Here is a 13075-nt window from a genome sequence, read left to right on the forward strand (position 1 = left end):
GCCGCCAACGGATTATCGACTGGAATTGCAGCTCAGTTAGCAACCGACTGTAACCTCCGGCGATCAGAGGCCGTTGCGTTTCTTTCAACAACAGTCCGGTTGTAAGGGTCTTTCAACTCGTAACGCCCAAACTCGATCTCCTCTTTCCAACCATTGGCATAATTTACTTCGATATTGTTGCCTTGGCGTTCGATTTTCGTGGGTCGACTTCCAGCAGTGCCGCCTTGCCCAGATGAGCGTACATTGTCGATTGAGATACCATTCGCCAAGGACCGAAGCCTTGAAACGTCAGCGCCTGTCGCGGGGCGTTCCTCAACAGTCCGGTTCTGAGCATTCTTTCTCTCATACCGCCCGTTTTCGATCTCTTCCTTGGTTCCGTCGGCGTAACGCACCTCAATGCCCTTGGCGTTCGTTTCGACCTTTGTTATCCCAGCCGAACCCGACGATTTACCCCCTGAATTAGACTTATCCTTCTTTCCGCTGCCCTTATTGGAGCGTTTGGAGTCATCATCGTCATTATCGTCATCATCATCGTCGTCGCGAGCACTTTTTCCTGATCCCGAATTGTCGTCCCGGTCATCATCTCTGTCGTCGTCTCGATCATCGTCTCTATCGTCATCACGATCATCATCTCGGTCGCCACCACGGCCGCTATTACCCGACCCCGAATTATCATCCCGATCGTCGTCGCGATCATCATCCCTGTCATCGTCACGATCATCATCCCTGTCATCGTCACGATCATCCCCGTCTTTCCCTTTGCCGCTTTTGGCAAAGGCATATGACGGTTCAAAAAGTAGGCGACCATCCTTATCAAAGGTTGGCACATAAGGCGTCGCGGCAATCGACGAAGCCAACGCCGCGGTACTTAGAAGTTGACCCAGCTTTCTTTGAATTTTCATTTTCGCCTCCAATTTTGATCGACACGCTTCGTGACATTGGAGACAGGCTACTACCGGTCCGACTTTCCCACATCGGGCTTAGGTCTGACGAATTTCAAGCCGAACGTCTTAATCAGATCAGTCAAACCAATAGATTTTTTGCAGAACCAAATGAGCAGTTCAGTGGGGATTAACCCCGTCGCCTTTCAACTCGTCATCAGGTTCGAGGTGAATGACAAAGACGGAACCCGGGTACAGACACTCTAGTTCTTCCTCTATGTCGTTACATATATCGTGCGCTGCGCTGACTGGCATTGTGCCGTCCACAACAAGGTGAAACTCTACAAAGATAACATTCGCGGATCTGCGCCCTTTGAGGTCATGATACTCTAAGGCTGCGCCGAGGTTTGCTTCGATTGCATTAGAAACAGTCTGCAAGTCATGTTCCGACAGGCTCACATCCATCAGGCCATCGACGGATGCCCGAATAACTTTCCAACCCTCCCACAAGATGTTCAGCGCAACAAGAATTGCCAGGATCGGGTCAAGGATCAACCAGCCGGTGACAAGCGCTAGTATCAGTCCTACGACGACACCAACAGAAGTCATAACATCCGTAAAAATGTGGCGGGAGCTCGCTTCCAAGGCGGGCGATCCCTCGCGCCTACCTGTCCTAAGCAAGAGGTAGGCCCATGCACCGTTCACACCCGTTGCAACGATATTGACGGCAATTCCAAGCAGCGGCGCATCCTCAAGATGCGGGTTCGGGAGCACCAGTACAGCTTCTCTGATGATCAAGAACGCCGCCAACACAATCAGCGCGCCCTCAACCACGGCTGAAAGATACTCCGCTTTTTTATGACCAAAGGGGTGGTTTTGGTCAGGGGGCTTATTGGCAACCCGAACTGCGAAATACGCCAACAAAGCCGCGACAACATTCACGGTTGATTCCATTGCGTCTGACAACAAAGCCACCGAACCTGTCAGCCACCAAGCCAACAGTTTCAGGGCCAGTACCGCAATGGATATCGGGATAGACCAAAGAGCGATTTTTTGTGTCATTTGGCCGCGACCCTCAGTCAATTATGAACAGAAACTCGGGTGATTGGTGAGCTCCGGTGTTCAAAACGTAAAACAGGTGTTTGGCGAAAAGGGAATAGGTCTTACGGCATCCTATCGGCGACATCATCTGGTCGCCGCTGCGTGGCGCCAAACGACTGTTATTCGGATGAAAGCCCGGTCGACGAAACAGGAACAGCCTTGAGATAGGCGGCAATCGCCAAACGGTCCTCATCCGTCAGCCGTGAGGTGTTCTCGATGACTTCCACCATCTCACCACCCGCACTGTCATAGTCTGGTGTAAAGCCAGATTTTAGGTATTCGGCAATGTCTGCCTCTGACCAATCAAGCTGGTCTGAGGTTAAGCCGGGGATACGACCTTTCCCATTTGGATTTGGTGCACCCGTCAGCCAAAGGTCTCGTTTCAGGCCCCCTAAACCATTTCGCGGGGTATGGCATTCAGCGCAATGACCCAGCGCCTCGACCAAATACCTGCCATGTTTTTGTTGGTCGGTCAGATCACCTTCAACCACCCAGCCTGATGACATGAACAAGAGCTTCCATCCCCCCAATCCGCGCCGAACGCTGAAAGGAAAACCTACGTCATGCGCAACACTTTCCGTTGCGGCCGCTGGCAGCGTGCCGAGGAATGCGTGTAGCGAAACCACGTCTTCGGCCGACATGTTGGCGTAAGAGGTATAGGGAAACGCTGGGAAATAGTGCTGCCCTTCGGGTCCGGTTCCATGGATCAAGGCACTGGCCAGATCCAGGGCAGACCAGGATCCGATACCAGTTTCCGGGTCACTGGAAATGTTGGGGGCAATGAACGTACCGAATTCCGTCTCAAACCGGCGACCACCAGCGAGCACGAGCTTGTCTTCACCGACCGCATCCGGCGCTGAATGACAGGATGCGCATCCCCCCGCGTGGAACACGATTTCACCTCTGGCAAGATCTGGGTTCAAACCGTCGAGTCGTGATTGCTCCATTCGTTGAGGTCGGGTCAGCACCAAACCGGCCAACCCGACCAACACAATGACGATTGCGACAAAGAAAAGAAAGCGCCGCACCGTCAGTGCCCAATCAGTTCTTTGGAGCTCTGTATGCTTTGTGACATGCCGAACAGCTTCCGCCCAGATCGCCCATGGCTGCTTTTAGGGCATCAACATCTTGACCTGCCGCAGCCTGCATCGCAACAGCGGCGTCTGCCATGGCCTGCCCTTTTGCACCCACGTCAGGGAAGTTCTCCCAGATCGCAGGCAGTGCACGGGTGGTCGGATCGGACACATTGTCAGATCCCTGGGGCCACATCGCGGATTGATCGATTTGTGTCAGTACAACAAGATTATTCGCGGCCCGAGTTGCGGCCTCGGCATCATAATCGACCTCTCCCTTAGCCATTCCGCCAAGTGTACCAAGATTGAAGGCATAGAGTTGCATGATTGAGGTACGAGCTTTCACAGCCGGATTTTCACTTTCATGGGCGATGGCTGTGCCAATGGCGGCCAATGATAAAAGACCTGCCGCGAATACTGAGAACTTCTTCTTCATGATGTGTCTCCCTGTTTAATGCTCCGAATGTTAGCTTGAACGATTTTTCTTGTAATTGTTTGTTATTGGTCGACACTTGTTAATTTATGAACAATGCAAACTGGGATGATATTCGGTACGCGCTCGCCGTAAGCAAATACGGCTCACTCAATGCAGCGGCAGCGGCACTGGGCGTCACGCATGCGACCGTGTTGCGAAGGGTAGCCGCATTCGAAGAGCGCAATAGCTGTGTGATTTTCCAGAAAAGCCCTTCGGGATACTCTGCCCTGCCCGAGGCCAGAGCAGTTCTGTCGGCTATGGAAAGCGTCGAAGATGCGGTGCTATCGGTCGAACGCGCGATTGTCGGTGCAAATCAGTCCCCTACGGGCCATGTGCGAATTACATCTACAGACAGTCTTTGCCAGATTGTTCTACCTTCAATACTAAATGAGATCGCACGGCTTTACCCCGGCCTGAAGCTGACTTTGCTAAGCGGGAATAGTCACCATGATTTGTCCCGGTTAAGCGCAGACATCGCCGTGCGCCCATCGATAAAGCTCGGGGAGGGTCTGATCGGACAGCGTGCCGGAACACTGTCTTTCGGAGTCTTTGACGACGGCTCCCCCAATCGCAAATGGTTGAGGCTAGATGGCGCGTTAAGCCGTTCACTTCCTGCCAAATGGTTAAAAGCGAATGTCAGTGCTGACCAAATGATCAGCGGGGCAGACAGTTTTTTGGTGCTTCAGCAGATGGCAGCCGCAGGAGTCGGCAAAACGTTTTTGCCTACTTTTTTTGGCGACGCGGATTCCAGACTTCGAAAGTCTCACGACATCACTCCAGAAATTCAGGTTCCGCTCTGGGTTGCGGCGCTGGACGAAATTGCGAACACACCAAGATTTGCAATCGTTCAACGAGTGTTGGTTGAACGCTTAGCCACTGTTCTTACTGGATGACGCTGATTTTTTTTAAATCAAATGCGAGCATTAGGATGGAGCTTCAAGCCGATACACGACGCAGACATTTCAAACCAAAGTCTTACTAACAAGCTGTTAGGACAATGACCTCTTGATGCAGTTTGCCGGTCACTACGATAACCGAATTTGCTATCGTCTAGTTTGCGCTGTGCGGACTTGAGGTAAGGAGTGCTTTCCGCCCTAAGGGACCTAAATGCGCCTTCGATAACTGCCGGCAAAGGTTACTCGACTTTAATCACTATGACGCTTTCCTATGACACCCCCCCCACCCGCTTTTTGTGCCGAAGCCGTCCCTAGTGCTGACCCGAAGCCAACAAAACTACATTTGATAGTGCGGCACGCACTAGAGAAGAGCGGATTGCCACGTCTGAAGAAAAAGATTGCCAAACTTGGAGGCAGATCAAACAACAAGGTCAACTACGCTTGGCCCAAGTTTTTTAGAATTGGACAGTCTGGGCGGTGATCGCCAGCGCATTCTTCGATCAGATGAGACAGTGTTTCATGCATCGCCTTCAGATCGGAAATCTTATCGTCGATCTCTTTCAGATTCTGTTTTGCAATTTCTTTCACGTCCGCGCTTGCGCGTTCTTTGTCCTCGTAAAGCGCCAGTAGCGAACGACAATCCTCAATGGTAAAGCCCAATGAGCGGGCCCGCCCGATGAAGGCCAGCTTGTGCAGTTCCTTTTCGTCGAAATGGCGATACCCATTGAGGCTCCGCTTGGGTTTGATGAACCCGATATCCTCGTAATAGCGGATGGTTTTGGCAGGCAGACCCGAACGTTCTGCTACATCTCCGATATTCACAGCGGTTCTCCTATACTATCCAGCATGCACTGAACGCAGCGTTTGCTCGGTGTTTTGCGAGATCTGTTCTCGCCCAACTTTGATCGGCATAACCCAGCGCAACCGCAGCGCATTGGTCAGGACAAATACACTGGAGAGAGCCATGGCACCTGCGGCCAAAACCGGCGACAGCAGCGGGCCGCCAAACGGATAAAGCACCCCTGCCGCAACCGGTATGAGCAGTGTGTTGTAGCCGAACGCCCAGAACAGGTTTTGGCGGATGTTACGCATGGTGCGCTGACTAATATCGAAGGCATTGACCACGCCCGTCAGGTCGCCTGACATCAGAACGACGTCAGCCGCTTCGATGGCAATGTCAGTGCCTGTCCCGATCGCAATTCCTACGTCAGCTGCCGCCAAAGCAGGCGCATCATTGATGCCATCACCCACAAAGGCCAGTTTTCCGCCATTTGAACGCAAATCCTGTAACGCGGATACTTTACCCTCGGGCAGAACTTCAGCCACGACATGATCGATGCCAAGCTGCGCTGCAATGGATTTGGCAGCAGCGGCATTGTCACCGGTGATCATCGCTACTTTCAGGCCCAGCCCGTGCAGAGCTTCGATTGCGTCCGGCGTGGTGGTTTTGATTGGGTCCGCCACAGCGATTACGGCCGCGATAGCCCCGTCTACGGCAGCATAAAGTGGAGTCTTTCCGTTGATTGCGAGTTCAGCGCCCCGATCAGACAACGCGCCCATTTCAACCCCTTCGCGACTCATCAGGCGGTCGGCCCCGATCAGGATATTATGGCCTTCGACTGAGGCGCTTACCCCGTAACCGGTGATCGACGTGAAGTCTTCTGGCTTGGAAAGCTCCAGACCACGGGTTTCTGCCGCGCGCACGATGGCTGTGGCGATTGGATGTTCGGATGTGACCTCAACGGCAGCAACAAGGTGCAGAACCTCGTCTTCGGTCATTCCTTCGGCCACAATCAGGTCGGTCAGCTCCGGACGCCCTTCGGTCAGGGTGCCCGTCTTGTCCACCGCAACAACGGTGGTTTCCTGCAGCATTTGCAAGGCATCGCCCTTTCGGAACAGGACGCCCATCTCGGCAGCGCGGCCAGTGCCGACCATGATGGAAGTAGGTGTGGCCAACCCCATGGCGCAGGGGCAAGCAATGATCAGTACCGCAACCCCGGCCACCAACGCCAGGCTAAGCGCGGGATCGGGTCCGAACAACATCCATACCAGCACTGTCACAACGGCCACTGCGATCACTACCGGCACAAACCACAGCGTGATGCGGTCGACCAGGCCTTGAATCGGAAGCTTGGCACCCTGTGCTTGTTCGACCATCTGAATGATCTGGGCCAACATAGTGTCTGCGCCGATCTTTTCAGCACGGTACGTCAATGCACCCGCGCCATTTACGGTCCCCCCGACCACAGTTGCGCCCTCGGTTTTTTCGACGGGAACCGGCTCTCCGGTGATCATGCTTTCATCGACATATGACGTGCCGGTCATTACGGCACCATCCACCGCGATTTTCTCGCCCGGTCGAACGTGCACAATATCACCTACAACAATCTGCTCAATCGGTAGCTCGACAACCGATCCGTCGCGCTCAATTCGCGCTGTTTTTGCCTGCAGACCGACCAGTTTTCGGATCGCTTCACCAGTTCGACCCTTGGCGCGCGCCTCGAGGAATCGCCCAAGCAATATAAGAACCACGATCACCGCTGCGGCCTCGTAGTAGACATTTGCGGTTCCGACCGGAAGAACACCCGGCGCAAAGGTCGAGATAAGCGAGAACCCATAGGCCGCCGAAGTGCCCAGAGCCACCAGAGAATTCATGTCCGGCGCGCCTCTGACCAAGGAAGGGAATCCCTTGGTGTAGAACTGCAAGCCTGGCCCAAAAAGAACGATCGTGGTCAGAAGGAATTGCAGGTAATAGCTGTTCTGGATGCCGATGGTGCTCGCTATCAGGTGGTGCATGCCCGGAATAACATGCGAGCCCATTTCGAGAATGAATACCGGCAAAGCGAGCAAAGCGGCGAAGCTTGTTCGCCGCGCCAGATGGCTGATCTCTGCCGCTTTGCGGTCTTGTGGTTCGGTCTGCGTTGCGGATCGCAGGCTCGCCGGATAGCCGGCAGATGCCGCAAGCGCCGCGATTGCTTCGGGTGTTGTGACTCCCTCAGCAAAACGCACAGTTGCACTTTCAGTGGCCAGATTGACCGACGAGGACAAGACGCCGCCATCGGCTTCCAGGGCTCGTTCAACGCGCCCTACACAGGATGCGCAGGACATGTTCTGAATATCCAGCGTGACCTCTGCGGTCCGCGCCGGATATCCGGCGCGGTTTAACGCATCAGCAATGGCCGCTTTATCGGCTGGATCGCGGAAATCGACCTGAACGCTTTCACTGGCGAGATTAACCGAAGCGGCATCTACCCCTGGCACATCTTTCAATGCGCGCTCGACGCGCCCAATGCAGGAAGCACAGCTCATACCCTGAACCTGGAACCGCGCATGTGAATTTTCAGTCATATTGCCACCACGTATGTTCTGCTGACGGGCAACATAAGGGTTCCAGCAAGTGGAAGGTCAAGGGATGAGGCTGACTTTCTTTCTCATCATTCATGACGACGCTAAGTATCCCGGATATGAGCTGCGGGCACCGCAAGTCAGCTATAGACAAAGCCATTGACACAGTAAGTTCCTCCGCACAGTTGGACTTTGACATGAAAAACCGCAGGGTACGTGTCTTAAGCACCAATCAACTTGATCATATCCTTGCAGCTCAGAGTCCGAGGGATACGAAGCCACTTTCGCAACAGAAGTTTAGGAGCGCAAATGCTGTCGTCCCTTAGTTCTATCTTGCGTCTCTGACTGCCTCGATTAGCCGGGTCATTTCATCTTCGGCGATCAGACCCGGGGCAAGCGCATCTCCAATCACAAACGAAGGGGTGCCACTGAAGCCAAGCTGCCGGGCCAATTCCATGGACACCTGAATATGCGCGTCGACTTCCGGCGCCTCCATGTCTGCGCGCAATTGATCCTCGTCCAGGCCAAGTTCCCGAACAACTTTCAGGACACTGGCCTCAGTGGCACGACCGTTCAGAGCCATAAGCGCCCAATGAAATTCTTCATATTTTCCCTGATTACGTGAGGCAAGCGCGGCGCGTGCCGCGAAGTCGGAACCTTCTCCGAGTATGGGCCATTCTCGGTAAACAACTCGGACATCGGAATCGCCTGCGATTACGTTTTTCACGACCGGGGCCGCGCGTTTGCAATATGGGCAGTTATAGTCAAAAAACTCGACTACGGTTACATCACCTTCCGGGTTTCCGATGACAGGCGCATTCGGATTCTGTTCCAGCAATTCACGCTGATTTTCCAAGACGTTTCCAATGGCTTCGGCTTTTGCCTGATCTTCGCGCTGTTGAAGCAATTGAATCGCCTGCATGATGATTTCGGGGTTTTCCATTATGGCTTCCAGAGCCAGCCGTTTTACATCGGAGTCAGACAATTCGTCAGCACTCGCCATAGCAGCACCAATCGACATAGTGATGGCAATTAAGCCTGCAAAAAATCGTTTCACGTCAGTTTCCTTCCGTTTGTTCTGCCTCGGTGCGCTGCTCTTGCAGCTTGCGTTCCCGATCCGGCCAACTCTCCTTGATGAAGGCGAGGATGTCCCAGATTTCCTGATCCGACAGAGTGTACTCGAAACCTGGCATACCGCTTTTGACGTCAGTGACACCCATCTGCTTCAAAGTTTGGTACCCGCCAAGTTTTGTATAATCGAACAACAGCTTGTCGCCGTGATGCCAGGTGTGCCCTGTTCGGTCATGCGGGGGAGCTCGCAAGACGCCAACTGGATCAGGTGTCTGCCAATCTGGTTGACCCTCCAAATCTGCCCCGTGGCATGACGCGCAGTTTTCGGCATACAAAACTGCACCACGTGCCGAATCCGCTGATGCACTGTTTTGTGCACGCCCGCTCAGGCCCCAGCCAGCGACCGCGACAATGATCACCACAGCAGCTAGTGACACCCATTTCGCCGCGCTCTTGTTCATCACGCCACGCTCAGCCAGGTCTTCATTCCAGCGGCCTGATGCGACAGCATATGGCAATGAAACAGCCAGTCCCCCGGGTTATCCGCAACGAACGCAATCTCCCGCGTTTCCATCCGGTCAACCAGTATCGTGTCTCGCAACGGTCCCAGGCTCCCGTTCGACAGAACTTCCTGAAAGTGCGTCCCGTGCAAGTGCATGGCGTGCGCAAAGACAGTGTCGTTCTGCATCTGAATAAGGACTATGTCGCCACGCGAAACAGAAGCGAGCGGGTCTTCGGGTAACCCTGCGACTCCGTTGAATGTCCAGATCTGTCCTTCCTGAACCAACTCATTAGCGCTCATGACTTGGCCGTTGTAAGTACCTTGACGCAGTCCGCCCATCGCCCCGCCTTCCATCACCAATGGAACCTTTAAGGCGTCAGAAACATCTTCAAGAAAAGAAACAGGGTTGGGTGGCAGAGCTTCAATCTCACCGCGACTGGCAGATGTACCGCTTCCCGAAACCGGGATCTCAGCGATAACAAATGATTCATCGCGTTCGTGAAGAGTTATTTGAACGGCTTCGTTCGATTCCGCTGTGACGTCGACGATCAAATCTGCTCGCTGCGCAGGTCCGAAAACAAGTGTTTCGAAATCTTCTGGCTGCCTTACAGGCATGCCATCATAAGCGACCAGTTTCCCGTTTGCGCCACCTACTGACACATACATGATCCGATCAGTTGCCACGTTGACCATTCGAATTCGCAATCGCTGGTTCGTCAAAACTTCGGTCATTGGCGATATGCGCGCGTGAACGTAGTTTCCCATCCGACCTGCATGGGTCCAATCATGCATTGCACCAAAATCATCTACTATTTGAGCGTCCTTACCCAACCGCCAATCATCCAGAAGGATCGTGATGTCATGGTCCGTGTCCGGCGGGTCCGTTTCGTCGACAATGAACGCGCCGTAAAGGCCCCTGGCCACTTGTTCCGTTGACTGGTTGTGAGAGTGATACCAGAAGGTCCCCGCGTCCTTCAGAGGCAAGTCATACTGAAATTTGCCGCCGGTTGGTACAGCCTCCTGCGTAAGGCCCGGTACCCCGTCCATATTGTTCGGAACCCGCAATCCGTGCCAATGGATTGCTGTAGGCTGAGGTAGCGAGTTCAGGAGTGTCCGGCGAACCGTTTCGCCTTGCCGGGCTCGAATTTCAGGGCCCGGAACACCGCCATCATATCCCCATATCTCGGTCTCCGGATAGTTGTTGGGTGCAACACGCGCCAATCCTGAACGCGCCTCGATTATTCGGGCGGCGGTAGCCGACCTCCCAATAGTCGGCACTGCGATTAGTGCCGACGTGCCTGCAACGAATTGCCTGCGATTGAGCTTCATTAGGACTTCCTTCCAAAGAATACTTGATCTCGCACTGGATTATCCCCCGTCGTGCACATCCAGCAGATAGGTCGCCATTGCCTTCAGGTCTTCGTCTGTCAGAAAGCTGGTGCCATAGTTTACGACCTCTCCCATGGCGCCGCCGAAGACATCGCCATCAGGCATGACGCCGGTGCGCAACGCGTAGGCCAGATCAACAACTGTCCACCCACGCATTTGCAGGGTCTCAAAGTCGATGGCCGGTGCCTTGTCACCGCCCGGCAGATAGTCACTTCCCTTGAAGTGTTCCGTGTCCGAATTTCTTGCGCCAGCCAGGTTTCTCCCGGTGTGACAGGCGGCACAATGCGTGGCACCTTCAACGAGTAACCGGCCCCGGTTCCATACATCATCATTGCCCGGTACGGGATCGGTCCGCGGCGGTTCCAAAAATGCCGCCCGCCACAGCTTCAGGCCCCATCTCTGATTGAAGGGGAACACCATTTCCTGCTCTTTTGACGGTTCCGCTACCGGTGCAACCGTTTTCCAGGCGGCCCAGAGATCGGCGATGTCCTGATCCGTGAAATTCGCATAAAACGGATAAGGAAAGGCCGGGTAGTAGGGCTGCCCGTCTGGCGATACACCCTGACGCACAGCGCGGGCAAATTCCTCGATGGTCCAATCACCGATCCCGTGATCGGGATCTGTGGTCAAGTTCGGCGAAAAGAGCGTGCCGAACGGGGTATCCAACTCCACCCGACCGGCCAAGGGCGCACCTCCTTTGGCAAAGTCTGTGTGGCAGGCGATACAGCCGCTTGCCCTTGCCAGATACGCCCCGCGGTTAACGTCACCTTGAATGTCGAGAGCTTGTAAGGGCTGGCCAATCGGCCAAGCCATCACAGCAACAAACCCTGCTGACGCCGTAACGGCGGCAGCAAGACCCAACCGTATTATCGGCTTCATGATGCATTCCTATTCCGACCGAAATCGCGTGTGACACGCCGAGCATGTCTGGCTCAGCATCATGAACACACCATCTGCCGGCATTTCAGACAGCTGTGCTAAGTTTGGACTGCCAGCCATCATCCCGCTGCCCATCATGGAACCACCTCCCATCATGGAACCACCTCCCCTCATGGAACGACCTCCCATCATGGATTTGCCGCCCATCATGCCGGAACCATGACCCGATCCGGACGCCATCAGCCCGTTGTCTGCCGAAAGCGCAAGGCCTTCTGAGTAGATTTCCAACTGTCTGGCTATTTCTGTAAAGGAACCCCAATCCTGCCAGATTTGCGATTTGGCCTCCGAGGGTTTGCCATCAGATCCCTCTGGAAACAGCTTAGTCATGCTCTCACCGGCGTGGCTTCCGATTTTCTTGGCTTCGCTTCGTACCGTTTGCGCATTGTAGGGCGTTTTCCCCTGCATCATCGGTGTAAGGGCCTTCATGCTGTCCTTCATCGCGGACATACCGTCCATGCGTTCTTTGACGACGCCGGTTGCGCCACCATGCGCCAAGGCGGCCGCCGCAAATAGAGAAACCAGGGCCACGCCTGTAGTCATTTTTAGAAAGTTCATTTATTTGTCCTTTTCGTCTGCTTCGACGCGCCCATCTTGAGCGCAATTCGACTCGTCAGATCAGGACACGCGGCGGTGGTGGGTCAAACGCGATAATACTAAGAACCCGGTATTGAGCCCGAGGGATCGAGTATCTTCGTTCCGTGCCTTGGGGACCAGGCAGTGTTGGACCCATCAAAAATAGTCCAACAGCGTTGCAGATCGCTCCGCCATGACAATGCCCGGGATGACCCTGCTTGACATGTTCGACGTCCGCAGAGTCGGTTTGGTCAATCACATGCTGTGAATCACCGCCATGTGCATGAGCAGAATCGGCCGTCACAAGTAGCCCGCCAATAGCCAGCGCAATTGACAGGATGGAGTAACGAATTGCTGTGCCCACTCGACTCGTCACCTTCAGAAAATCCCGTTTTCTTGCTGCAACTCTCTTATGTACGCCACGATGCCCTTCACATCCGCGCGGGTCAAACCATCGACCGGCGGCATGTTACCGAACTTCCAATGGTGTGCCCGAACACCATTCTGGACGGCCACGTAAAATGCCTCGTCCGAATGGTGGCTTGGTTCATAGATTTTATGCACCAATGGTGGTGCAAGGCCTTCCAGACCAGTTGCATTCCCGCCATGGCACGCCGAGCATTTTGCGTCGAATGCCACTTTGCCGACGGCCGCAAATTCGCTTAGCTGGTCCGGTAGATTGACGTTTTGGATTGGATCTCCCGACGCCAGCGTCGACGTATCAGGTGTCGTCATCGAATGGCCAGCTGGTTGCTGATTTAGATTGTAGACGATTGCGACGGCACCTGCGATCGCCACACCGCCTATCATGAGTGTAAGTTTATCCATTT

13 protein-coding genes are annotated in these 13075 nt (G+C 54.2%); 1 reads left to right on the top strand and 12 read right to left on the bottom strand.

Going from position 1 to position 13075, the window contains the following annotated elements; all coding sequences use genetic code 11:
• Positions 1–32: 32 nt before the first annotated feature.
• From ACRZ96_RS02760 to ACRZ96_RS02775, 4 genes are all read right to left on the bottom strand, one after another.
• The gene (locus ACRZ96_RS02760) at positions 33–914 is read right to left on the bottom strand and encodes a hypothetical protein (protein WP_480704809.1); all 882 of its coding nucleotides are present in this window, start codon (positions 912–914) and stop codon (positions 33–35) included.
• A gap of 147 nt (positions 915–1061) precedes the next feature.
• Positions 1062–1943, bottom strand: a complete 882-nt coding sequence (locus tag ACRZ96_RS02765; protein WP_480814212.1) for a cation diffusion facilitator family transporter — start codon at positions 1941–1943, stop codon at positions 1062–1064.
• 158 nt (positions 1944–2101) lie between these two features.
• Positions 2102–3010 (bottom strand): c-type cytochrome, encoded by a 909-nt coding sequence (locus tag ACRZ96_RS02770; protein ID WP_480704805.1) that lies wholly within the window; start codon positions 3008–3010, stop codon positions 2102–2104.
• A 13-nt stretch (positions 3011–3023) separates the two neighbouring features.
• Positions 3024–3491 (bottom strand): cytochrome c, encoded by a 468-nt coding sequence (locus tag ACRZ96_RS02775; protein ID WP_170610631.1) that lies wholly within the window; start codon positions 3489–3491, stop codon positions 3024–3026.
• An 86-nt stretch (positions 3492–3577) separates the two neighbouring features.
• Here ACRZ96_RS02775 and ACRZ96_RS02780 point away from each other — a divergent pair, with 86 nt between their 5' ends.
• Positions 3578–4423, top strand: coding sequence for a LysR family transcriptional regulator (locus ACRZ96_RS02780; protein WP_170662540.1), 846 nt, complete (start codon positions 3578–3580; stop codon positions 4421–4423).
• Positions 4424–4861: 438 nt separating this feature from the next.
• On the opposite strand, the gene cueR is transcribed toward ACRZ96_RS02780, so the two are convergent.
• The 8 genes from cueR to ACRZ96_RS02820 all read right to left on the bottom strand — a co-directional run bounded on the left by cueR (position 4862) and on the right by ACRZ96_RS02820 (position 13073).
• Positions 4862–5248, bottom strand: coding sequence for a Cu(I)-responsive transcriptional regulator (cueR, locus tag ACRZ96_RS02785; RefSeq protein WP_170392471.1), 387 nt, complete (start codon positions 5246–5248; stop codon positions 4862–4864).
• 15 nt (positions 5249–5263) lie between these two features.
• Positions 5264–7774, bottom strand: a complete 2511-nt coding sequence (locus tag ACRZ96_RS02790; RefSeq protein WP_480814213.1) for a heavy metal translocating P-type ATPase — start codon at positions 7772–7774, stop codon at positions 5264–5266.
• Between the two features lie 325 nt (positions 7775–8099).
• Positions 8100–8828 carry a DsbA family protein gene (locus tag ACRZ96_RS02795; RefSeq protein WP_480814214.1) on the bottom strand — a complete coding sequence of 243 codons (729 nt, stop codon included), beginning with the start codon at positions 8826–8828 and terminating at the stop codon, positions 8100–8102.
• A gap of 1 nt (position 8829) precedes the next feature.
• Positions 8830–9303 carry a c-type cytochrome gene (locus ACRZ96_RS02800; RefSeq protein WP_480704796.1) on the bottom strand — a complete coding sequence of 158 codons (474 nt, stop codon included), beginning with the start codon at positions 9301–9303 and terminating at the stop codon, positions 8830–8832.
• The gene (locus ACRZ96_RS02805) at positions 9303–10673 is read right to left on the bottom strand and encodes a multicopper oxidase family protein (RefSeq protein ID WP_480814215.1); all 1371 of its coding nucleotides are present in this window, start codon (positions 10671–10673) and stop codon (positions 9303–9305) included. The genes ACRZ96_RS02800 and ACRZ96_RS02805 overlap by 1 nt, the downstream gene beginning before the upstream one ends.
• A gap of 39 nt (positions 10674–10712) precedes the next feature.
• The gene (locus ACRZ96_RS02810; RefSeq protein ID WP_480814216.1) at positions 10713–11612 is read right to left on the bottom strand and encodes a c-type cytochrome; all 900 of its coding nucleotides are present in this window, start codon (positions 11610–11612) and stop codon (positions 10713–10715) included.
• A gap of 9 nt (positions 11613–11621) precedes the next feature.
• On the bottom strand, positions 11622–12227 hold the full coding sequence (locus tag ACRZ96_RS02815; protein WP_480814217.1) for a c-type cytochrome: 606 nt from the start codon (positions 12225–12227) through the stop codon (positions 11622–11624).
• Between the two features lie 396 nt (positions 12228–12623).
• Positions 12624–13073 (bottom strand): c-type cytochrome, encoded by a 450-nt coding sequence (locus ACRZ96_RS02820; RefSeq protein ID WP_170392477.1) that lies wholly within the window; start codon positions 13071–13073, stop codon positions 12624–12626.
• Positions 13074–13075: the final 2 nt, after the last annotated feature.

It is taken from the genome of Ruegeria sp. CF1, from assembly GCF_056537445.1.